This is a genomic window from Glycomyces salinus (assembly GCF_016428645.1).
GTDB classification, from domain to species: Bacteria; Actinomycetota; Actinomycetes; order Mycobacteriales; family Micromonosporaceae; genus Glycomyces; species Glycomyces salinus.
The window spans coordinates 43,299-64,014 of record NZ_JAELXW010000043.1 but is presented as its reverse complement, the minus strand read 5'-3'; the positions used below and the strand labels follow the sequence as shown (position 1 = coordinate 64,014).

Genomic DNA, 20,716 nt, shown 5'->3' with positions numbered 1-20,716 from the left:
CCGACGGAAACATTCAGGCCGCGACGCCCTTCCAGGCCCGCCAGAGGTCGGCGTAGGCGCCCCCGGCGGCGAGGAGCTGGTCGTGCGTGCCGGCTTCGGCGATGCGGCCCTCCTGGACGACGGCGATGCGGTCGGCGGCCTCGGCGGCCTGCAACTGGTGGGCGATGGCGATGACGGTGCGGCCGTGCAGGGCCGCGGCCAGCGACGCCTCGACGTTGCCCGCGCTGCCCGGGTCGATCCCGGCCGTCGCCTCGTCCAGGATCACGACCTCCGGGTCGGCCAGGATGACCCGCGCCAGCGCCAGCTGCTGGGCCTCGGTGATCGACAGTTCCCGGTGTTCGCCGCCGATCATCGTGTCCAGTCCCTCGGCGAGCCCTTCGGCCCAGTCGGCCCCGACCATACGCAGTGCCCTTGCCAGGTCCTCGTCGTCGGCCGCGGAATCGGCCAGGCGCAGGTTGTCCCGCAGCGAGGCGGTGAAGACGTAGTGCTCCTGCGTCACCAGCACCACTTTCTTGCGCAGTGCGGCAAGCTCCAGGTCGGCGCTCGGCGCGCCGTCCACCGTCACCGCCCCGGCGCGGGGCCGGTCGATCCCGGCGATGAGTCGAGCGATGGTCGACTTGCCGGCGCCGGAGGGACCGACCACTACCAGGCGCTTGCCCCTGCCGGGCTCCAGGCTCAGTCCGTGCAGCACGTCGGGGCCGTCGCCGTAACCGAACACGACCTCGTCCATGATCACGCCCTCGGGGCCGGGCGCGTCGGCCCGGGACCGGTCGTCGCCGACCATGCTCACGCCCTCGATCCGCGCCAGCGCGGCACCGCCCTCCTGGAAGGCGTTGAGGCTCATCATCCCCCCGAACACGTACGGGTCCAGGCGCAGCGCGAGCATCGACACCGTCGCGACCTGGCCGATCGTCACCGGCCCTCCTTCGAGGAACCACAGGCTGCCGACGGTGATGACGACGCCGACCGGGAACAGGATCGCGAAGTCGAGGCTGGGGAAGAACCAGCTCTGCATGCGCAGGATGCCCATGAGCCGCTTGAAGTGGACCGCGGCGGTGCGGCGGCCCTCCTCGCCGCGCTCGGGCCCCATCCGGTAGGCGTCGACGGTGGCGGCGCCAGCGGTCGTCGCGGTGAGCGTCTCGGCGGTGTCGCCCATGGCGGCCCGCTCGGCCAGGAACACCGGTGTGGCGACCCGGAGGTAGCGCCGGCCCGCGAAGAACAGGACCGGCGTCGAGACGAACAGCAGTGCCCCCAGGCCCGGGTTGACGGCGAATGCGGTGGCGTAGACGACGATGATCTGCAGCAGCGCCACGGCGGTCTGCGGTCCGGTCTCGCGCAGCAGGTTCGCGGCCGCCGCCACGTCTCCGGTGGTGCGGGTGGTGAGGTCGCCGGACCCGGCCCGCTCGATCTGCCCGAGCGGCAGCCGCAGCACGTGCGAGGTGAACCGCTCGCGGAGGTCGGCGGCGGCGCGCTCGCCGAACCGGTAGGCCAGGAGCCGCCCGTACCGGGTCAGCACCAGCTGCACCACCACGAACGCGATGATGAGGAAGCCGAGCCGGTCGACGTCCGAGAGGGTCCAGCCCTCACCGATGCCGTCGATGATGCGCCCGAGCATCACCGGCAGTGCGGCCCCGGCCGCAGCGGCGGCGAGGTAGAGCACCAGTGCGGCACCGAAGGTGCGGCGGTCTGCGGCGATGAGCCGCCCCAGCGACCGCAGGACGGTGCGGCGGTCGGCGGTCGGCAGGCGCTCGTGGTCGCGCATCGTTTCCCCTCTCGGTGAAGTTCGGGAGCCGTCAGCCGGCTCTGGAGGTCAGGGTCCGGAATTCGGGATTCTCGGCCAGTTCGGCGACCGTGCCGGCGGCGCGGACCTTCCCGCCGTCGAACCACACCACGCGGTCGGACCGCGTCAGCCACAGCGGCGAGGACGAGATCACGACGGTGGTGCGGCCGCGCCGGGCCTCGGATACACCCTGGGCGATCCGGGCCTCGGTGGGGGCGTCGACGGCGCTGGTGGCCTCGGCGGCGAGCAGGTACTCGGGCTCGGCGGCCAGTGCGCGGGCCAGCCGCAGCCGCTGGCGCTGCCCGCCGGACAGGTTCCGGCCCGCATCGTCGACGACCGCGTCCAGGTCGGAGCCGAGGCTGGTGTAGACGTCTTCGGCCGAGGCGGTCCGCAGCGCCGTGAGCGCGGCCTCGTCGTCGTCGGCTCGGAGGCTCCCGCGCAGGGTCTCTCTGAACAGGTAGTCCTCCTCCAGCAGCAGGACGCGATCGCGGATGACGCCGCGGTCGAGGTCGCGCAGCCGAGTCTCGCCCCAGGTCGCCTCGGAGTCGGAGCGGAAGGCGATCCGGGCCAGAGCCGCTTTGGCGGCGTCGCCGTCGTCGCTGACGACCACGGTCAGACCCGAGCCCTCTTCCACGACCAGTCCGGTGAGCGGGTCGACCAGGGCGCCCCGGCCGATCCCCGCGCCCTCGGCGGGGAGCGGGTCCCGCGTGGCGAAGAACGAGCTGAGCCGCCTCGCCGAGACCATGGCCTCGATCCAGTTCTTGGCGATGCCGACCACGAACCCCAGGAAGTTCGCCAGCAGCATGTTGTAGCCGAACACGGCGGTGACCTCGCCGACGGTGAGGTTCCCCTGGACGGCCTGGCGGGCCGCCAGCCAGGTGACGGCGGCGGCGAGCGCGAACGGGAGGCTCCCTTCGATGCCCCGCAGCCAAGAATCGGCCCGGCCGAGCCGGTACCCGGTGTCGCGCAGCAGCAGCGATGCCTCGGCGTAGCGCCGCTCGAACTGGGACTCGCCGCCGATGCCGCGCAGGATCCGCAGACCGCCCGCGATGTCGGCGGCCTGGCCGGTGACCTCGGCAGTCTGGGCCCTGTAGGCGGTCTGGCGGCGGTGGAGGCGCTCCAGCACCGGGCCGATGCAGGTGCCGATCAGGAACATGCCGACGCCGGTGGCGAGCCCCAGAAACCAGTCGATGCGCCACAGCATGAACACGCCGTAGCCGAACGCGGCGGCGTTGAACGCCCCGAACCCGAGCTCGAACAGCAGCTGCGCGGCCTTCCGGTTGTCGTCGGTGGAGAGGTTGACCATCTCTCCGGCCGAGACCTTCGAACGCACACCGGTACCGACCCGTTCGAGATGGTCGGACATGAGCTCCACTATGCGGACCCGCGCTCGCGATTCGGCGACGAACAGGATCCGGTAGCCGGTGATGAACAGCAACGGCCCGACGACCGTGCAGGCCATCAGCGCCACCAGCCACGGCAGCGCCTCATTGAGCGAACGCGTCTCGGTGACGGAGTCGATGATCTCGGCGACGATGGCCGGAAGCGACATCCACACCGCGCTCATCCCGATGAAGATCAGCACCCCGAGAACGAACCGTTTCAGCTGCGGCCGGACGATCCACCAGATCATCCCTGTCGGGCGGGTGGGCACGGCTGAACTCGGCGAGGATGCGGGAGACATAGAACATCGAGGCTAAGCCACCCGTATGACACTCGGCAATCGAATTACGCCGAGACCACGCTCACTTCTGGGCTCTGACCAGCGCCTCGGCGGCGGCGTGCAGCCCGGCGGTGAAGCGCGGGTTCGCGCCCATCGCCGGCTCGGCCCGCGCGATCGCCCGCCAAGCGTCGTCCTTGTACGTCTCCTCGCCGGTCACCTGCCACGCCTCCAGCAGGGCCGCCGCCGCCAGCGCCCAGCCTGAGGCGGTGGGGCCGTCGTGGACGTCGGCCGGGCGCGTCACCAGTTCCTCGGCATCGGACGCGGTGTCGAAGAAGCCGCCCTCGCCGTCGCTGAAGCGCTCCCTGACCTGGGCCAGCAGCGACTCGGCCCGGTCGGTCCAGGCCCCGCCCAGACGCAGGAAGCCCAGCGCGACCGCCGCGTAGTCCTCGAGGATCCCCGGCGCCTCGGAGGCCGTCCCGGCCAGCGAGGCCCGCGCCAGCCGCCCGTCCTGGCCCAGGTGCACCCGCGCCAGCGCCGCCGCGGCCCGCTCGGCCGCCAACTGCGAGTCGCGGTGGCCGGTGCGCGAGGCGTACTCGGCCAACGCCGCGATCGCCAGGCCGTTCCAGCAGGCCACGACCTTGTCGTCCCGGCCCGGCTGCGGACGCGAGCGCCGGGCCGCCGCCAGCCGGTGCCGGACCGCCGCGAACCGGGCGCCGTCGCCGGGGTCGGACGGCAGCAGCAGCACGTTCGCGCCGTGCTCGAAGTTCGGCCGCTCCGGATCGATCCCGAACGCCTCGCACGCCCAGCGGGCGTCCTCGACGCCGAGCACCTCGACCAGCTCCTGGTGCGTCCACGCGTACGTCAGGCCCTCGACTCCCTCGGTGTCGGCGTCGAACGCGGCCGCGAAACCGCCCTCACCGGTCGAGAAGTGCTCCAGGACGAACGCCGCGACCTCGTCGGCCACGCGCGCGAACAGCTCGCCCTCGCCGTAGAGCCGCGAGTACAGCCACAGCAGCTCGGCGTTGTCGTACAGCATCTTCTCGAAGTGCGGCACCACCCACGCCTCGTCGACGCTGTAGCGGGCGAACCCGCCCTCCAACTGGTCGTAGATCCCGCCCCTGGCCATGTGCTCGGCCGAGAGCTTGACGTGGTCGAGCGCGGCCGCGTCGCCGGTGCGCACCCAGTGGTCGCACAGGAACCGCAGCGCCGGGACGGTCGGGAACTTCGGGGCCGACCCGAACCCGCCGTGCACCGGGTCGGCCGCGCCCAGCACGGCCGCGGCCGCGGCGTCCAGGGCTTCGGTGCGGACCGGCGGGGCCGGCGGGCAGGGACCGTAGAGCGGGCAGGCCACGGTCACGTCGGCGAAGGCCGGACCGGCTCCCGCGGTCGCCTCGACGATCGCCGAGCCCTGGTGCCGCAGCTCGTCGCGCTGCCCGGTCCAGGCGGTGTGCACCGCCTCCAGCAGGCGCAGAAAGTGCGGCCTGGGGAAGTAGGTCCCGGCGAAGAACGGCGTCCCGTCGGGGAAGGCGAACACCGTCATCGGCCAGCCGCCCTGCCCGGTGATCGCCATCGTCGCCTGCATGTAGACCGCGTCCAGGTCGGGTCGCTCCTCCCGGTCGACCTTGACCGACACGAACCGCTCGTTCATCGCCGCGGCCACCGTGGCGTCTTCGAACGACTCGTGTGCCATCACATGGCACCAGTGGCAGGTGGAGTAGCCGATGCTGATCAGCAGCGGCACGTCGCGGCGCTCGGCCTCGGCCAGGGCCTCCGGGCTCCACTGCCGCCAGGCCACCGGGTTCTCGGCGTGCTGGCGCAGATACGGCGAGAGTGCTTCGGCGAGCTCGTTCATGCCACCAGCCTGTCACACGCCCACCGAGGGGGACTTGCGAGAATCGCTTGGACTTGGTACCTTTAGGTACTTAGGAGGTGTCCATGACTCAGCAATCGCCGCTCAAGGTCGACCCTTTGACCAACCAGTTGATCTCGGAGGGCGCCCATTTTCTGCGCGTCAGCAAGAAGAACTTCGTCGACGAGGCCGTGCGCTCTTACCTGGAAAAACGGCGGGAAGAAATCCATCAAGGCATGGTCGAGTCGATGCGTGTGCTGGATGGAACCATGGCATCCGAGGTCTCGCTGCTGACAGGTCTGTCACCAGAACGGCTCGACGAACTCGGCGGAGTTCGCGAGTAGATGGCCCACCGCGCCCGACCCACCCTGCGTTGTCTGCGGGAAGACCTCAAGTTCCCGATTCCACCTGTGAACGAGCCTCTCGACGAGCTCGATCACACACTGGTCGCGAAGACGGTCCGACTATTCGGCGACCCGAACTCCGCTCGAGAGCGGATCCGCGCCATCGACGATCAGATCCTCTTCAAGGTCAAGGTCCAGCGATGGCGTGGTGCTGTCTGGGTCGACGCGAGCAGTCAGACCCCGTGGTTGGTGGCCGCCGGACTGCGGGAGGACGGCAGCGCTGATGACTTCTACGAAGCTCTGGTCTCTCGTGCTCGCGACGACAGGACCCGCTACAACGCGAAATCCAATCCACCACTGACTACCGATACCCACAGCATTGGATTGCGTCCGAGCCGGGACGATGATGACCGCTGGGCTGCCGAGGCGGCAGTCAGGCTGATTCGCCATATCCAGTCTGTCCTGAACGATTTGGTGCGAGCGTCGTTGCTCGACGGCGAAGAGCACACCGCCACACTCACCGGAGCCGATGCAGCGGTCGGTATGCTCGTGCGAGCCGACCAAGGACATGAGACGTATGTTGCCGTCCGGATAACCGGTTCAGTGCCGCGGGAACTTCTGGCCGTCGTTCTCGCCAGGGTTCCCGGCTGTGACCGCGACGGCTGGTATCCCGAGACCTCTATGCCGACGAGAGTCCTCGCGAGTGGGGAGCAGGTCTGGTCCAATCTCATGGACCCGTCCATTGCGGCTGCGCTCCTCGATGATTGAGCCAAGTACCACACTTCTCAGAGCCGGCCCGAGTTACAGCTCATCAGGACATCGACCAGGGGCGTCCCGCTCTTCGCCATGATCCGCGTCATGCGGATCCGTGTACATTGCGGATCAGGATCTGCCAGGAGGTGGAACGGCCGTTTCGCCTACCAGCGGCACGTCGCGGCGCTCGGCCTCGGCCAGGGCCTCCGGGCTCCACTGCCGCCATGCCACCGGGTTCTCGGCGTGCTGGCGCAGATACGGCGAGAGTGCTTCAGCGAGCTCGTTCATGCCACCAGCCTGTCACACGCGGCTGGTCGCGGTCAGGTACAGCCAGCCCTACCCCCGGGGACCGCCCACCCTACCGCCGGGGGCGGGCTGGCACCGCCTCCAAGACGCCCGTCCGCGTCACTGCGCAAGGCCCGTTCGGCGGCGAGTCTGGATACATGACTTCACCTGCGCCCCTGAACAACCCGAACGCCTTCCGCAAGGGAACGGCGACGGTCGGCTTCGCCGGGATCGTCCTGGGCCTGGCCGCCATGATCGTCCTGCACCTCACCTCCGGCCAGAACCCGGCCTACGACGTCCTCAGCGCCACCCTGCACTCCCCGCTCGGCTGGCTCTTCCCGGTCTCGCTCGGCCTGTTCGCCGTCGGCGCGACCTCCTTCGGGCTCCTCGCGCGGGCCAACGGCGCGCCGCGCTGGATGAGCGCCCTGCTGTACGTCTGGAGCGGCCTGATCGCACTGGTCGCGCTGTTCCCCACCGATCCGCTCGGGACCTCGGAGTTCTCGGCGGTCCACCTGGTGCACCGCTACGCGGCGTTCGCCGCGTTCTGCACCATGATCGCGCTCGGCCTCGCCTACAGCCGCTGGTCGGGCCGCTGCGAGCGCGTCGGCCGCGTGGTGGCCGCGTGCAGCTGGATCGCGGTCGTGGCCCTGGCGGTCACCTCGCTGCCCTACGCGCTGGCGTTCTTCGGGGTCGAGGCCCCGCACTGGACCGACGCGGCCGGGCTCAACCAGCGGACGACGGTCGGTTCGGAGCTGGTGGCGTTGGCCTGCCTCGGAAGCTGGCTGCGCGGCGGGACGCGGAGCGCCGCTCAGCGCGAGGAGGCCCCGGCCCGGCGCGAACTGGTCGCGGCCGCCTGACGGCGCCGCCGGAGCTTGACCAGCAGCCCCGCCCACGAGATCACGACGACCGCCGCGACCGCCCACTGGGCGGTCGCGGCGTACCGCTCGGGGTAGACGATCCCCTCGATGTAGGTGTCGATGAACCCGGTCGGCTCCAGGCCCTCCTCGCCGGCGCGCCGCCGGAAGTCGTGTTCGAGCGGGGTCAGCGGGCACGTGAATCCGTACAGGGTGATCACCAGCCCGTAGACGGCCACCGCGGCGTGCGCGAACCAGGTCTTCGGCCAGCGCCACGCCACGAATCCGCCCACGACCAGGTACACCAGGAACAGGAAGTGGGCCGTCATGGCGACGTCGGCCAGAATCCGGTATCCCACCGGGCACCTCCTCCCAACGGGTGCGCCCCGATTGTCCCAGAACGGGCGGCCTAGTAGAAGTCCTCGGCCTCGGATTGGGCCCAGGCCGCGCACGGCGTGTCGTATTTGCCCTGGATGTAGCCCAGGCCCCACCGGATCTGGGTGACCGGGTTGGTCTCCCAGTCGTCGGCTTCGGAGGCCATCTTCGACCCCGGGTAGGCCTGGGGGATGCCGTAGGCGCCGCGGGGGTTGGCGGCCAGCTCATTCCAGCCCGACTCCTTCGTCCAGAGCTTCTCCAGGCAGCCGAACTGCTCCAGGTCGAAGCCCCATTCGAGGGTGATCGCGCAGCCGGTGGCGCGGTTGCCGGAGAACTCGTCGCAGCTCGACGGGATGTCCACCGACGTCGGATTGGTGTTCATCGCGGCCTCCTCGGCGGCGTCGTCGAGGCCCTCGGCCTTGTCCTGGGCGTAGTCGCCGACGGCCTCGGCCTTGACGGTGACGTCGGCCCCGGCGGTCTCGGCGATGTAGTCGACGTGCTCGTTCCGGAACTCCTCGGCCGCCTCCTCCGCCTCGGCCTGCGCCTCCGCGGCGGCCCGGCTCGGGTGCCGCTCGTCGAGATCGGAGGCGTCGTCGGTGATCGCCAGGACGGCGATGACGCCGCCGAGAGCGAGCACCAGCACGGCCGCGATCCGCGAGGCATGGCGGGTCAGCAGGGGGAGCATAGGGGGTCAGTCCTCTTCCTGCGGCGGGAAAGCTCGCTCAGTACCAGTTGTTCGCCTGCGAGTGCGCCCACGCCTCGCACGGCGTGCCGTAGCGGCCCTCGATGTAGCCCAGACCCCACCGGATCTGGGTGACCGGGTTGGTCTCCCAGTCGTCGGCCTCGGAGGACATCTTGGAGCCCGGCAGCGCCTGGGGGATGCCGTAGGCGCCGATGGAGTTGGCGGCCAGCTCGTTCCAGCCCGACTCCTTCGTCCACAGCGGTTCGAGGCAGCCGAACTGCTCCAGGTCGAAGCCCCATTCGAGGGTGATGGCGCAGCCGGTGGCGCGGTTGCCGGAGAACTCGTCGCAGCTGGAGGGGACGTCGACCGAGGTGGGGTTGGTGTTCATCGCGGCCTCCTCGGCGGCCTGCTCTGCCGCCTCTTCGGCGGCCTGTTCGGCCTCGTCGAGGCCCTCGGCCTTGGAGAGGGCGTAATCGGCGACCGCGTCGGCCTTGACGGTGACGTCGGCCCCGGCGGTCTCGGCGATGTAGTTGACGTGCTGGAACCGGAATTCCTCGGCGACCTCCGCGGCCTCGGCCTGCTGCTCGGCCGCGGCCCGGCTGGGGTGCCGCTCGTCGAGCGCGGAGGTGTCGTCGGTGACGGCGTTGACGGCAATGACCGCCCCGAGCGCCAGAACGAGTACGGCGGCGAGTTTCGCACCGTAGCGGGTCAGCAGTGGGATCATCTCTCACAACTCCTGTGTCGCGGGCGAGTGTAGACACAAGCCCGCGACACAGCATGCCAGAGACGCTCGATCAGCCCTCGAGCAGGTTCGTCACCATCTCTGCGATCTCCGAACGCTCACTCCTTGTGAGCGTTACATGTGCGAACAGTGGGTGTCCCTTGAGGACGTCGATGACCGAGGCGATCCCGTCATGGCGGCCGACCCGCAGGTTGTCGCGCTGCGCGACGTCGTGGGTGAGCACGACCTTCGATCCCTGCCCGATCCTGGAGAGTACCGTCAGCAGCACTCCGCGTTCGAGCGACTGCGCCTCGTCGACGATCACGAACGCGTCGTGGAGGCTCCGCCCCCGGATGTGGGTCAGCGGCAGGACCTCGAGCATCTCGCGCTCGAGGATCTCGTTGACGACGTGGTCGTTGGTGACCGCGCCGAGGGTGTCGAACACCGCCTGCGCCCAGGGGCTCATCTTCTCGCCCTCGGAGCCGGGCAGGTAGCCCAGCTGCTGCCCGCCCACGGCGTACAGCGGCCGGAACACGATGACCTTCTTGTGGACCTCCCGCTCCAGGACCTGCTCGAGCCCGGCGCACAGGGCCAGCGCGGACTTGCCGGTGCCGGCCTTGCCGCCCAGGGACACGATCCCCAGCTCGGGGTCCATCAGCAGGTCGAGCGCGACCCGCTGCTCGGCGCTGCGCCCGTGGATGCCGAAGACCTCCCGGTTGCGCACCAGCCGGATGCGCTTGTCGGGCGTGACCCGGCCCAGCGCCGAGGCGCTCGCCCCGCCCAGGACCAGCCCGGTGTGGCAGGGCAGGTCGGTCTCCGGCGGCAGGTCGATCTCCTCGCCGTTGTAGAGCCGCGACAGCTCCTCGTCGGCCAGGCCGAGTTCGCTCATGCCCGACCAGGTCGGGTCGACCGCCTGGCCGTGCCGGTATTCCTCGGCCGGGACCCCGATCGAGGCGGCCTTGACCCGCAGCGGCATGTCCTTGGTGATCAACACCGTGTCCTCGCCTTCCTGGCCGAGGTTGCAGGCCACGGCGAGGATGCGCGAGTCATTGGAGTCGACGGCGAATCCGGCCGGGAGGCCGGAGGTGTCGACGTGGTTGAGCTCGACCCGGAAGGTCCCGTCCGCCTCGCCGATCGGAATCGGTTCGTCGAGGCGCCCGTGCCTGATGCGCAGCTCGTCCAGTCGCCGGAGGCATTCGCGGGCGAACCAGCCGAGTTCGGGATGGTGCCGCTTGGCCTCGAGCTCGCTGATCACGACGAGCGGAATGACCACGTGATGTTCGTCGAACCGTGTGAACGCTCCAGGATCCGATAGGAGAACCGAGGTGTCGAGGACGTAAGTGCGCTGTGATAGCACGGTCGCCTCCCGGTGTCGATGTGTGGGGGAACTGGCCCCGTTGGTACTGCCACTGTAGTTGGGAGGTGTGTCACTCCGCCACCGTTAAATGCGATGAAACCGTCACCCCAGGTCACTGGAGCGTCGGGAATCCGACAAAGCAGACACGCCGTGTTGTCGGTCGATCACTGCGAGTCGGCGGTTTCTCGGTGAGAATGAACATCGTGTCCACCGTGAGCGTCGCCGAACTGAAGTCGGCCATTGCAGCTGCCCTCCAGCAGGTCCGCGACGGGCAGGCCGCCATCACCGCGGCCAGCCAGAACATCGAGGCCGCCCAGGGCAGCCTCAACGCGGTCACCGCCGGATCCGGCCACGAGTCCGTCTCGACCGCCCAGGCCGCGCTCGCGCAGGCCGCCTCCGAGCTCGAACAGTCCCTCGCCGCCACCTTCGCCGCCGCCGAGCAGGCCGCGGCCTACGCGGCGACCCTCTGAGAACGGAGCACCCCTTTGGACGTGGCCGCCCTCGCCAGCAGACTCCGCGCCCTGGCCGCCGACCTCCCCGCGCCCGGCGTCGACACCGCCGACGCGCACCTGGAGACCGCCCTGGCCGAACTCGCCGAGGCCGCCCGCGAATCGAACACCGACGTCGGCCTCCACCGGCTCGGCGCGGCCCGCGAGCACCTGGCCGCCGCCCGCAAGCGCCTGACCGAGGCCGGCGAGGCCGTCGACGACTACCTGGAGTCCATCGGCGCCTCCGGACCGGCCGTGCCCGCCGCGACTGGCCCGGCACCCGCGCCGGTGCGGAAGGCCGCCCCGGTCGACCTGCGCCGCTGGTGGACCGACCGCGTCAACGAACTGTGCGAACGCACCGGCAGCGGCAGCCCCGACTCCTCGCCGCCCACCAAGCTGTTCAACGAGATGCTCCGCGCCGCCGCCGACGGCAACGCCGCGAACTACCACCGGCTGCTGCGCGACGCGGGCCCCGGCACCGGCACCAAGCTCCCGGGCCTGGCCTGGCCCCTGGTCCGCACCCTCGCCGCCGAGCACCTCGGCCGCGCCCCCGCCGCCCGCGACATCCCCCTCCTGCGCTCGCGCACCGCCGACCGCGTCCGCGCCCTCGTGCCCGGGGCCGCCGAACCGGGGATCGAGGCCGCCCTCGCCTCGGCCTGCACCCTCCGACTGCCCGACCGCGACGGCGACGAGCGGGACGCCGCGGCCACCGCGGCCGTCGGACCCGCCCTGGTCGCCGCACTCCACCGTCTGGGCAAGAGCGAACGGAAGGGCCGACCGACATGAGCAGCTGGCGCAGACGACTCGTGGCCGCGCTCGCCGACGAACTGGGCACCGCCCGAGGCGAGGCCCGCCTGCTGGCCGAGCGCACGGCCGCGGCGGCCCAGACCGCCGGCGCCCGCGCCGAGGCGACCATCACCGCCGCCGCCCGCAAGCGGACCAAGCTCACCGCCATCCACGAGCGCATGCTCGCCACGCTCCGAGCCCGCCGGGACCAGACCCTGGCCTCCGGCATAGAGGCCGCCCGCGCCGCCGCGGCCGAGGCCGCCCCGGCCGCCGCCGGTGCGACCTGGGACGAATGGGAGCCCGTGTCGACCCTGGGCCGCGGCCCGGCCCCGCTGCTGCGCGTCGGCGAGCTCGACGACGAGGCCGCCCTGCCCGCCCTGGTCGGGCTGCTCGACCGCGACCACCTCGCCCTTGACGCGTCCGCCGCGCCCGCCCTCCCGGGCCTGCTGCTGCGCGCGGTCGGATCGGCCCCGGCCGGCCTGGTCCGCCTCCACGTCTACGACCCCGAGCGCCTCGGCGGCTCCCTGTCGGCGTTCGCCCCGCTCGGCAAGGCCGGCCTGCTGTCTTTCATCGGCCCCTCCGGGCTCCGCGAGACCCTCGACGACCTGGTCGAACAAGTCCGCAGGATCAACGCCGAAGTCCTGGCCGGCGAGCACGAGAGCCTGGCCGGCCTCGCCTCGGCGACCGGACGGCGCCCCGAACCCTGGCGCGTCCTGGTCCTGGTCGACTCCGGCATCGACCGGTGGCACGACCACGACCGCGCCCAACTGGCCCGGCTGCGGCGCACCGGCGTCGCCGCCGGGGTCCACCTGGTCACCGTCGGCGACCTGGACGAAGGGATGCCGCTGCTGACCGACACCGCCTGCCCCGGCCTCGGCGCCGCCGTCCGCCTCGACGGCCCGCCGCCGACGCCGACGATCACCGCGACCGCCAAGGCCGTCGCCGAGAAGCACGCGGCCGGACGCGAACCGGCCCGCCTGGTCGACCTCCTGCCGCGGCGGCTGTGGGCCGCCAGATCGGACACCGGCCTCCAGGCCGCGCTCGGCGAGAGCCCCACCGGGGAGCCCGCGATCGTCTCCCTCGGCGACAACCCGCCCCACGCCCTGGTCGGCGGCCCCTCCGGCTCCGGCAAGACCAACCTCCTGTACGCCTGGATCGCGTCCCTGGCCTCGTCCTACAGCCCCGACGAGCTCGAGTTCCACCTGCTCGACTTCAAAGAGGGCGTCTCCTTCGCCCGTTTCGCCTCCGGCCGCCGCGACCCCACCTGGCTGCCGCACGTGCGCCTGGTCGGGGTCAACATCAACGACGACCGGGAGTTCGGGCTCGCGCTCCTGCGCCACCTCAAGACCGAGCTGCGCCGCCGCGCCGAGGCCGCCAAGGCCCACGAGGCCACCAAGCTCGAAGAGCTCCGAGCGGCCGACCCCGAGGGCCACTGGCCCCGCATCGTCGCCGTCGTCGACGAGTTCCAGGTGCTCCTGGAGACCCGCGACGCGGTCACCGACGAGGCCGTCCAACTCCTCGAAGACCTCGCCAGGCGCGGCCGCAGCCAAGGCATCCACCTCGTCCTCGCCTCGCAGGACATCGCCGGCATCGAGGCGCTGTGGGGCCGGCCGAGCCTGGTCGCCCAGTTCACCCTCCGCATCGCCCTGCCCAAGGCCCGCCGGGTCCTGGCCGAGAGCAACCACGCCGCCGACACCGTCCCGCGCTTCTGCGCGATCGTCAACGACGAGTCCGGCGTGCCCGGCGCCAACCGCACCGTCGCCGTGCCCAACGCCGGGCACGCCGAAGCCTGGGAGCCGCTCCAGCACCGCCTGTGGCAGGCCCGCCCAGAGGGCAACGAGCCCCCGGCGCTGTTCGACGGCGACCACGTGCCCGACCTGACCGGCCGGACCCCGGCCCCGGAGACGGCGATCCTCGGCCAGACCATCGACGTCGCCGCCGCCGGGGCCGAGTTCGCCCTCCACCGCGCGCCCGGCCGCAACCTCGCCGTCCTCGGCACCCGCTCGGCCGAGGCCGCCGACGTCCTCGCCAGCGCCGCCCTCACCGCCGCCAGGGCCCAGCACCTCGCCGTCGACATCTGCTGTCTCGAACCCGACGCCGCCACCGGCGCCCTCGGCCTGGCCTCGGCGCTCGAAGCCGAGGGCGCGAGCGTCGACTGGCACGACAACCTCGCCGACGCCTGCAAGGACTGGGAGGACCGCGCCGACGGGACCCTGCGGCTCAACCTCGTCTACGCCGTCGACGCCGGCTCGGCCCGCCTCGACCCCGCCCAGGCCGCCAGTCTGCGCGCGATGCTCCTGGACGGCCCCGAGCGGCACCTGCACACCCTCGGCTGGTGGCGGTCCGTCCCGCGCCTGCGCGAGGACCTCGGCGGCTTCTCGGCCCGCTTCGACGCCGTCGACGCCTGGCTCGCCCTCGACGTCCAGGGCCCCGAGCTCGCGCCGCTCTCCCCGGCCTCCGGCGGCCCGGCCTGGTACCCCCGGCTCCGCCGCGGCCTGTACTTCGACCGCGCCAGGCACCGCCGCCCGCAGGTCGTCATCCCCTACGCGACCGGTGCCGCGATCGCCCGACCCGACGCCGTCCTCGACGGCCCGCTCAACTGAAGGGAGATCCGCCCATGACCGGCTACCACGAGGCCGTGGCCGCCTACCTGGCCGACCGCGAGGCCGCCGAGGCCGAGATCGCGTCCGTGGGCGAGTCCTACCGCGCCGAGACGGCGGCCCTGACCGAGAGCGTCGCCGCCGCCCGCGCCGAACGCGACCAGGCCAACGGAGCGGCCGTCGAAGCGGCCACCCTCGTGGCCGAGACCGACAAGACCGTCGCCGTCCTCTGGCGGGCCCTCGGCGGCTTCGTGGGCCACCGCCGCACCGGGCCCACCCCGGCCGCGGCCGGACCCCTCGACCGCGCTCGCGCCGAGCCGGTACCCGACGCCGGCCGCGTCCGCGCGCGACTGCGCCGCGCCGACCGCCTCCTGACCCTCGCCCGCCAGGGCGAACTGCCCATGGAGGCGCCGCGCCACACCGAGATCGGCGCCGCCGTCATCGGCGCGGCCTGCGCCGCGGCCGCCGTCGCCACCGCGGCCTGGATCCTCTCCGGCTCGGGCGAAGGCGAGGCCGGCTCGGTCGGCCAGGCCCTGGCCGCCCTCGTGCTCTTCCTCGGCATACCCGCCGGACCGGTCGCCCTCGGCGTCTGGCAGTCCTGGCAGTACCGCGTCCGGCCCCGACCCGGCCACCTCCTGGCCTGCCTGGCCGCCGGCGTGGTCGTCTCCTGCTCCCTGGCGGCGGTGTTCCTGCGGGGGATGTGACAGAGCGGTTGCGGCCATGCGGTACACCTTGAGGCGGCAACCGAACCCGAGGAGGGCGTGCACATGGCCGGCATCGACGACACCAGCTCGTGGCAGTACGGGCCCCTGCCGTCCACCGACGACGCCCCGGCGTGGATCTACGGGATCTTCCCCGACGGATGGATCGCCGGGCTCCCGGAGGTCACCGTCGACCGCGACGAGATGATCATCATCTGCCCGCTGACGGCGCCCGACCACCCGTCCGACGCCACCGAGTCCGACCGCGCCGCCACCGAGGAGGGCCGCATCTCCCGCTTCCGGGAGGCCACCCGCGAGATGCGCGTCCAGATCGCCCAGCAGCTCCAGTACCGCTACCACCGGCAGGCATCCTGGGGCGCCCGCTGCGGCGCCACCACCATGGTCTTCACCCACCAGTCCATCCCGGTCACCACCCGGCTGCGCCAGCCCGAGCGGCTGGTCCTGGACACCCTCGTCGGCTCCGGCGTCGCCTCCTCCCGCTCGGACGCCCTCTCCTGGTGCGTGCGCCTGGTCGAGCAGCACGCCGAAGACTGGCTCAAGGAACTGCGCGAGGCCATGACCAGCGTCGACGACCTGCGCCGCCGCGGACCGGCCGTCTAGCGGCCGCTACCACCGCACCGTCCAGGCCAGATAGACCGCCATCCCCAGCGCGAGCACCACGACCACCGCGACCGCCCACGCCCGGGCCCGCCGATTGCCCGGCTCCTCGGGCTCCCTGCGATGCGCCATCGCCGCCTCCGTGCTCGATTCCGACAGGTACGTCGCATCCTCGTACAAGTCGCGCCTCCGCGCCCGCCGAACGACCGGATTCGGGCGTTTCATCGGCGGGTAACCACCACGATATCGCGCTCTAATGCGCGCGAACACTGCGTGAAACCATCACTCTTCGTTTGAACAGCGAGCTAAATTCATCGAAGGTTGCTCGAAGATGATCGACTGAGCCCGAATGACCGATAATTCTGCTCATTTCGATCTCATACAAGCATCTTGTAGGAATCCGCAAACCGAATCCCTGCTCAACGCCGCATCATTCGAGCACGACTTCCTGCGCGAAACCCCGCGTTCACGTAGCGTCGGCACCACCGGTCCCGGCCGGTGACCCTGCCCGCGACCGACCCGCCCGCCAGCCGTGAATGAGCACAGCATTCGAAGGAGCGACAGTGAGCACCGAAACCACGACCGCGAAACCGACCACGGGGCTGACCGATCCGCCGACCCGCCACCCGCGCCTGCTCGCCTGGGTCGGCGACGTCGCCGAACTGACCGACCCCGACCAGGTCGTCTGGTGCGACGGATCCGACGCCGAATGGCGGCGGCTGACCGCCGAACTGGTCGCCTTCGGCACGCTCGAACCGGTCGAAGCCAAACCCGACTCGTTCCTGGCCCGCACCGACCCCACCGACGTCGCGCGCGTCGAGGAGCGCACCTTCATCTGCTCGCCCGACTCCGAGGACGCCGGCCCCACCAACAACTGGACCGCGCCCGACTACATGCGCGAGACCATGACCGACCTCTACCGCGGCTCCATGCGCGGACGCACCATGTACGTCGTCCCCTTCTGCATGGGCCCGCTCGAGGCCGACGACCCCAAGTTCGGCGTCGAGATCACCGACTCGGCCTACGTCGCCGTCTCGATGCACATCATGACCCGCATGGGCACCGCCGTCCTCGACAAGATGGGCGAGGCGGCCGACTTCGTGCCCTGCCTGCACTCGGTCGGCCGGCCCCTGGAACCGGGCGAGGCCGACGTGCCGTGGCCGTGCAACGAGACCAAGTACATCTCCCACTTCCCGGCCGAACGCGAGATCTGGTCCTACGGATCGGGCTACGGTGGCAACTCCCTGCTCGGCAAGAAGTGCTACGCGCTCCGCATCGCCTCGGCCATCGGCCGCGACGAGGGCTGGATGGCCGAGCACATGCTCATCATCCGTCTGACCAGCCCCGAAGGGAAGGTCTACCACGTCACCGGCGCCTTCCCCTCCTCGTGCGGCAAGACCAACCTGGCCATGCTCGAGCCCACCATCCCCGGCTGGAAGGTCGAGACCCTCGGCGACGACATCGCCTGGCTGCGCTTCGGCGAGGACGGCCGCCTGTGGGCGACCAACCCCGAATACGGCTTCTTCGGCGTCGCGCCCGGCACCGACTGGAAGACCAACCCCAACGCCATGCGCACCATCGAGCGCGGCCACACCCTGTTCACCAACGTCGCCCGCACCGACGACGGCGACGTCTGGTGGGAGGGCATGGGCACCGCGCCCGACCACGCGATCGACTGGCACGGCCGCGACTGGACGCCCGACTCCGAGGGACCCGGCAGCCACCCCAACAGCCGCTTCTGCACGCCCATCAAGCAGTGCCCGGTCCTGGCCGACGCCTACGACGACCCGCGCGGCGTCCCGATCGACGCGATCCTCTTCGGCGGCCGCCGCGCCACCACCGTCCCGCTGGTCACCCAGGCCCGCGACTGGGTCCACGGCGTCTACATGGGCGCCACGCTCTCCAGCGAGACCACCGCCGCCGCGGCCGGGAAGGTCGGCGTCGTCCGCCGCGACCCGATGGCGATGCTGCCGTTCATCGGCTACAACGCCGCCGACTACTTCGGGCACTGGATCGAGATGGGCAAGGCCGCCGTGGACGAGTCGGTCCTGCCGCAGGTGTTCTACGTCAACTGGTTCCGCCGCGGCGACGACGGCCGCTTCCTGTGGCCGGGCTTCGGCGAGAACTCGCGGGTTCTCAAATGGATCGTCGAGCGCCTCGAAGGCACCGCCGAGGCCGTCGAGACCCCGATCGGGCACTGCCCGACCCCCGAGTCGATCGACGCCTCGGGTCTCGACCTCGAACCGGCCGACCTCAAGGCGGCGCTGCACGTCGACCGCGACGAATGGCTCGAGGAGGTCCCGCTCATCGAAGGCTGGTTCGCGCGCTTCGGCGACAAGCTGCCCACGATGCTGTGGTCCGAGCTCGACGCGCTCAAGAACCGCCTCGACACGGGCCGCCCGACCCGTGAGTAGCGGCACTGCCGCCGGGACGCTGCGCAAATAAACGCCTCCACCAGTGTCGGCGTGAGGGCGTTCCGGCCTACAATTGCCGGTTGTGGCGATCGAGAATCTGCTCTACCGCATCTACGAGCGGCGGCTGACCCGCGAACTGGCGGGAAAGCCGCTGCCCAAGCACATCGCGATCGTGGTCGACGGCAATCGCCGCTGGGCCCGCGACATGGGCTACACCGACCCGGCCGACGGCCACCGGGCCGGCGCCAAGCACATCGAGCGCTTCCTGGAGTGGAGCGCCGAGCTCGGCGTCGAGCACGTGACGATCTGGCTGCTGTCGACCGAGAACGTCTCCCGGCCCCCCGAGGAGCTGGCGCAGCTGCTCGACATCATCGGGGAACTGGCCCTCGAACTGGCCGAGCCCGACCAGCCGTGGCGGCTGCGCACGGTCGGCGCGCTCGACGTGGTGCCGCCCGAGCTGGCCTCGACGCTCAAGGAGGCCCAGCAGCGCACCGCCGCCAAGACCGGCATGCAGGTCAACCTCGCGGTCGGCTACGGCGGCCAGCGGGAGATCACCGACGCGGTCCGCTCGTTCATCCTCGAGAAGGCCGCCGGCGGGGCGACCCTCGAACAGGTCGCCGAGGCCGTCGACGCCGAGGCGATCGCCCGCCACCTCTACACCAACGGCCAGCCCGACCCCGACCTGCTGATCCGCACCTCCGGCGAGCAGCGCCTCTCGGGCTTCCTGCTGTGGCAGTCGGCCTACACCGAGTTCTACTTCTGCGACACCAACTGGCCCGACTTCCGCCGCGTCGACTTCCTGCGGGCGATCCGCTCCTACGCCACCCGCAACCGCCGCTACGGCAAGTAGTTCCGACCTAGCACGGCACGCGGCGATCGAGACTTCTGCCGTGTCGATCCACGGTTTGAGTACGGTCTGGATATGGGTAAGCGAGAAGATACGACTACAATCCGGATATCAGATGACACCCGGAGAGCCCTAGCGAGACTGGCCGAGACAGAATTCGGCGGTGTGACTCTAAATGAGGTCCTGGGGCGGCTGCTAACTGAGCATCGAAGCAGGTACCGAAGCTGATGGCGTGTTTCTCCGGTCAGTACAGACGGACTTCGATAGTCCGTGCGCCACGCTCCATCTTGGCGTCCGTCGTGACCAGGGGGCACCCCAGACGCTCGGCCAGTGCGATGTAGCTGGCGTCGTACGGGTTGAAGTTCGCTCGAAGTTCCCAAGTCCTGTCGCCGGTGATCTCGTCCGTATAGCGAACAATGGGCATGGTCTTCTTGAACACCAGGCCGGCTTCAGCGAGCTTGCCGGAGATCTTCGCGCCGAGCACCATCCCCCGAAGGGCGTTGCGGTATTCGTAGTCGAGCAGGTGGGGGACGTGGAGTTCGGTTCCGATGATTTCGCGAAGGAGCCCGGGACGAGCCTCTCCGCCCACCGCGGCCTCGATCAAGGCGGAGCTGTCGAGAACGATCACGATTCGCGGATTCGACGGAGTTCTTCCATGATCTCCTCGTGAGTGGCTCCACGGCCGATCTTCCGGAGCCCCTCGACTCGTTCGAGTAGCTGCTCAGGCGTGGGTCGGGATGCGGCCTCGGTAAGAATCTGCCCGACATAGGTGGACAGCGACTGACGAGCACGAGCGGCTCTCGCTTTGAGTTCGGCTACGACTTCCTCGTCGAGATCACGGATCTGCACGGTCTTTGTCATGGTTCGCTCCAAAGTCATGCCCGAAGCTAACACTTCCCGATTCAAATATATGGGACCTGCAGTCTGCGTGTCGCACACCGAAGCAAGTGTCACTAGTCAGGCGACTTCGACTCCGGCGTCGAAGAACTCCTGGAGCGTCTTCTGCTTGGTCTCCTCGGCGACCGCGGCCGTGTAGTCGACCAGCACCTTCGTCTTGAAGCCCTCCTGGGCCGCGTCCAGGGCCGTGGCCCTCACGCAGTGGTCGGTGGCGATGCCGACCACCTCGACCTCGGTCACGTCGCGGTCCCGCAGCCACTCGGCCAGGCCCGTCTCGCCGGCCGAGCCCTCGAAGCCCGAGTAGGCCGCCTCGTAGGCGCCCTTGTCGAACACGGCCTCGGCCAGCTCGTGGTCGAAGTCGGGGTGGAAGTCCGATCCGGGCGTGCCGACCACGCAGTGCGGCGGCCAGGAGTCGCGGAAGTCCGGCTCGGGGGAGAAGTGGATGCCCGGGTCGATGTGCCAGTCCCGGGTGGCCACCACGTGGTCCCAGCGGCCCTCGGAGGAGGAGATCAGTTCGGTGACGCGCTGCGCCACCTCGGCCCCGCCCGCCACCGCGAGCGAGCCTCCCTCACAGAAGTCGTTCTGGACGTCCACCACGATCAATGCCCGGCTCATATGCAAAGCCTATCGGCGGAACCGGCTCCGGTGAAAGGGGTGGGGACGTGAAAGGGGCCCGGAACTGCGAGTTCCGGGCCCCTTTCA

21 protein-coding genes and 1 pseudogene are annotated in these 20,716 nt (G+C 70.8%); 10 read left to right on the top strand and 12 right to left on the bottom strand.

What is annotated here, in order from left to right:
* Positions 1-13 precede the first annotated feature (13 nt).
* The 3 genes from JFB92_RS13835 to JFB92_RS13825 all read right to left on the bottom strand — a co-directional run bounded on the left by JFB92_RS13835 (position 14) and on the right by JFB92_RS13825 (position 5,295).
* A complete protein-coding gene (locus JFB92_RS13835) occupies positions 14-1,762 on the bottom strand; it encodes an ABC transporter ATP-binding protein (RefSeq protein ID WP_199039633.1) in 1,749 nt (582 codons plus the stop codon).
* Between the two features lie 31 nt (positions 1,763-1,793).
* Positions 1,794-3,434 (bottom strand): ABC transporter transmembrane domain-containing protein, encoded by a 1,641-nt coding sequence (locus tag JFB92_RS13830; RefSeq protein ID WP_199039631.1) that lies wholly within the window; start codon positions 3,432-3,434, stop codon positions 1,794-1,796.
* Between the two features lie 91 nt (positions 3,435-3,525).
* The gene (locus JFB92_RS13825; protein ID WP_199039629.1) at positions 3,526-5,295 is read right to left on the bottom strand and encodes a thioredoxin domain-containing protein; all 1,770 of its coding nucleotides are present in this window, start codon (positions 5,293-5,295) and stop codon (positions 3,526-3,528) included.
* A gap of 83 nt (positions 5,296-5,378) precedes the next feature.
* Between JFB92_RS13825 and JFB92_RS13820 the strand changes: the two genes are divergently transcribed.
* Together JFB92_RS13820 and JFB92_RS13815 are read left to right on the top strand one after the other, a co-directional pair.
* Complete coding sequence (locus JFB92_RS13820) at positions 5,379-5,636, top strand: hypothetical protein (protein ID WP_199039628.1); 258 nt, start codon at positions 5,379-5,381, stop codon at positions 5,634-5,636.
* 66 nt (positions 5,637-5,702) lie between these two features.
* Positions 5,703-6,404 (top strand): hypothetical protein, encoded by a 702-nt coding sequence (locus tag JFB92_RS13815; RefSeq protein ID WP_199039626.1) that lies wholly within the window; start codon positions 5,703-5,705, stop codon positions 6,402-6,404.
* A 150-nt stretch (positions 6,405-6,554) separates the two neighbouring features.
* Here the strand turns inward: JFB92_RS13815 and JFB92_RS13810 are convergent.
* Positions 6,555-6,677 (bottom strand): annotated as a pseudogene (locus tag JFB92_RS13810) (DUF255 domain-containing protein); the annotation flags it as partial.
* Between the two features lie 155 nt (positions 6,678-6,832).
* Between JFB92_RS13810 and JFB92_RS13805 the strand changes: the two are divergent.
* On the top strand, positions 6,833-7,531 hold the full coding sequence (locus tag JFB92_RS13805) for a DUF998 domain-containing protein (protein ID WP_199039620.1): 699 nt from the start codon (positions 6,833-6,835) through the stop codon (positions 7,529-7,531).
* Here the strand turns inward: JFB92_RS13805 and JFB92_RS13800 are convergent.
* The 4 genes from JFB92_RS13800 to phoH2 form a co-directional block, all read right to left on the bottom strand.
* The gene (locus JFB92_RS13800) at positions 7,483-7,887 is read right to left on the bottom strand and encodes a DUF2784 domain-containing protein (RefSeq protein ID WP_199039617.1); all 405 of its coding nucleotides are present in this window, start codon (positions 7,885-7,887) and stop codon (positions 7,483-7,485) included. The genes JFB92_RS13805 and JFB92_RS13800 overlap by 49 nt on opposite strands.
* Positions 7,888-7,937: 50 nt before the next feature.
* Positions 7,938-8,588: an aggregation-promoting factor C-terminal-like domain-containing protein gene (locus tag JFB92_RS13795; RefSeq protein WP_199039614.1), complete on the bottom strand. Its 651-nt coding sequence runs from the start codon at positions 8,586-8,588 to the stop codon at positions 7,938-7,940.
* A gap of 37 nt (positions 8,589-8,625) precedes the next feature.
* Positions 8,626-9,309, bottom strand: a complete 684-nt coding sequence (locus tag JFB92_RS13790) for an aggregation-promoting factor C-terminal-like domain-containing protein (RefSeq protein WP_199039612.1) — start codon at positions 9,307-9,309, stop codon at positions 8,626-8,628.
* 70 nt (positions 9,310-9,379) lie between these two features.
* A complete protein-coding gene (phoH2, locus tag JFB92_RS26620) occupies positions 9,380-10,663 on the bottom strand; it encodes an RNA 5'-3' helicase PhoH2 (protein ID WP_199039609.1) in 1,284 nt (427 codons plus the stop codon).
* A 203-nt stretch (positions 10,664-10,866) separates the two neighbouring features.
* On the opposite strand from phoH2, the gene JFB92_RS13780 reads away from it, so the two are divergent.
* The 5 genes from JFB92_RS13780 to abmR all read left to right on the top strand — a co-directional run bounded on the left by JFB92_RS13780 (position 10,867) and on the right by abmR (position 15,859).
* Positions 10,867-11,133 (top strand): hypothetical protein, encoded by a 267-nt coding sequence (locus JFB92_RS13780; protein WP_199039606.1) that lies wholly within the window; start codon positions 10,867-10,869, stop codon positions 11,131-11,133.
* A 15-nt stretch (positions 11,134-11,148) separates the two neighbouring features.
* On the top strand, positions 11,149-11,937 hold the full coding sequence (locus tag JFB92_RS13775; RefSeq protein WP_199039603.1) for a hypothetical protein: 789 nt from the start codon (positions 11,149-11,151) through the stop codon (positions 11,935-11,937).
* Complete coding sequence (locus tag JFB92_RS26190) at positions 11,934-14,540, top strand: FtsK/SpoIIIE domain-containing protein (RefSeq protein ID WP_199039600.1); 2,607 nt, start codon at positions 11,934-11,936, stop codon at positions 14,538-14,540. Before JFB92_RS13775 ends, JFB92_RS26190 begins: the two co-directional genes overlap by 4 nt.
* A gap of 14 nt (positions 14,541-14,554) precedes the next feature.
* Positions 14,555-15,241: a hypothetical protein gene (locus JFB92_RS13765; RefSeq protein WP_199039597.1), complete on the top strand. Its 687-nt coding sequence runs from the start codon at positions 14,555-14,557 to the stop codon at positions 15,239-15,241.
* 63 nt (positions 15,242-15,304) lie between these two features.
* Positions 15,305-15,859, top strand: coding sequence for an ATP-binding transcription factor AbmR (abmR, locus tag JFB92_RS13760; protein WP_199039595.1), 555 nt, complete (start codon positions 15,305-15,307; stop codon positions 15,857-15,859).
* Between the two features lie 6 nt (positions 15,860-15,865).
* Here the strand turns inward: abmR and JFB92_RS26185 are convergent, their stop codons facing one another.
* Positions 15,866-15,988, bottom strand: coding sequence for a hypothetical protein (locus tag JFB92_RS26185; protein WP_269847936.1), 123 nt, complete (start codon positions 15,986-15,988; stop codon positions 15,866-15,868).
* A gap of 404 nt (positions 15,989-16,392) precedes the next feature.
* On the opposite strand from JFB92_RS26185, the gene JFB92_RS13755 reads away from it, so the two are divergent.
* Both JFB92_RS13755 and JFB92_RS13750 read left to right on the top strand, forming a co-directional pair.
* Positions 16,393-18,270, top strand: coding sequence for a phosphoenolpyruvate carboxykinase (GTP) (locus JFB92_RS13755; RefSeq protein ID WP_199039592.1), 1,878 nt, complete (start codon positions 16,393-16,395; stop codon positions 18,268-18,270).
* 82 nt (positions 18,271-18,352) lie between these two features.
* The gene (locus JFB92_RS13750) at positions 18,353-19,120 is read left to right on the top strand and encodes an isoprenyl transferase (RefSeq protein ID WP_199039589.1); all 768 of its coding nucleotides are present in this window, start codon (positions 18,353-18,355) and stop codon (positions 19,118-19,120) included.
* Between the two features lie 241 nt (positions 19,121-19,361).
* On the opposite strand, the gene JFB92_RS13745 is transcribed toward JFB92_RS13750, so the two are convergent.
* The 3 genes from JFB92_RS13745 to JFB92_RS13735 form a co-directional block, all read right to left on the bottom strand.
* Positions 19,362-19,745: a type II toxin-antitoxin system VapC family toxin gene (locus JFB92_RS13745; RefSeq protein ID WP_199039586.1), complete on the bottom strand. Its 384-nt coding sequence runs from the start codon at positions 19,743-19,745 to the stop codon at positions 19,362-19,364.
* Positions 19,742-19,978 carry a FitA-like ribbon-helix-helix domain-containing protein gene (locus tag JFB92_RS13740; RefSeq protein WP_199039582.1) on the bottom strand — a complete coding sequence of 79 codons (237 nt, stop codon included), beginning with the start codon at positions 19,976-19,978 and terminating at the stop codon, positions 19,742-19,744. The genes JFB92_RS13745 and JFB92_RS13740 overlap by 4 nt, the downstream gene beginning before the upstream one ends.
* Positions 19,979-20,074: 96 nt before the next feature.
* Positions 20,075-20,629: a nicotinamidase gene (locus JFB92_RS13735; protein ID WP_199039581.1), complete on the bottom strand. Its 555-nt coding sequence runs from the start codon at positions 20,627-20,629 to the stop codon at positions 20,075-20,077.
* Between the last annotated feature and the right edge of the window lie 87 nt (positions 20,630-20,716).

What these genes read in the sequence shown, in the direction of transcription:
- abmR (WP_199039595.1), top strand. Translation starts at nt 15,305, where the DNA reads ATGGCCGGCATCGACGACACCAGCTCGTGGCAGTACGGGCCCCTGCCG.
- JFB92_RS13755 (WP_199039592.1), top strand. Translation starts at nt 16,393, where the DNA reads ATGAGCACAGCATTCGAAGGAGCGACAGTGAGCACCGAAACCACGACC.
- JFB92_RS13740 (WP_199039582.1), bottom strand. Translation starts at nt 19,978, where the DNA reads ATGACAAAGACCGTGCAGATCCGTGATCTCGACGAGGAAGTCGTAGCC.
- JFB92_RS13820 (WP_199039628.1), top strand. Translation starts at nt 5,379, where the DNA reads ATGACTCAGCAATCGCCGCTCAAGGTCGACCCTTTGACCAACCAGTTG.
- JFB92_RS13795 (WP_199039614.1), bottom strand. Translation starts at nt 8,588, where the DNA reads ATGCTCCCCCTGCTGACCCGCCATGCCTCGCGGATCGCGGCCGTGCTG.
- JFB92_RS26185 (WP_269847936.1), bottom strand. Translation starts at nt 15,988, where the DNA reads ATGGCGCATCGCAGGGAGCCCGAGGAGCCGGGCAATCGGCGGGCCCGG.
- JFB92_RS13790 (WP_199039612.1), bottom strand. Translation starts at nt 9,309, where the DNA reads ATGATCCCACTGCTGACCCGCTACGGTGCGAAACTCGCCGCCGTACTC.
- JFB92_RS26190 (WP_199039600.1), top strand. Translation starts at nt 11,934, where the DNA reads ATGAGCAGCTGGCGCAGACGACTCGTGGCCGCGCTCGCCGACGAACTG.
- JFB92_RS13765 (WP_199039597.1), top strand. Translation starts at nt 14,555, where the DNA reads ATGACCGGCTACCACGAGGCCGTGGCCGCCTACCTGGCCGACCGCGAG.
- JFB92_RS13805 (WP_199039620.1), top strand. Translation starts at nt 6,833, where the DNA reads ATGACTTCACCTGCGCCCCTGAACAACCCGAACGCCTTCCGCAAGGGA.
- JFB92_RS13835 (WP_199039633.1), bottom strand. Translation starts at nt 1,762, where the DNA reads ATGCGCGACCACGAGCGCCTGCCGACCGCCGACCGCCGCACCGTCCTG.
- JFB92_RS13735 (WP_199039581.1), bottom strand. Translation starts at nt 20,629, where the DNA reads ATGAGCCGGGCATTGATCGTGGTGGACGTCCAGAACGACTTCTGTGAG.
- JFB92_RS13825 (WP_199039629.1), bottom strand. Translation starts at nt 5,295, where the DNA reads ATGAACGAGCTCGCCGAAGCACTCTCGCCGTATCTGCGCCAGCACGCC.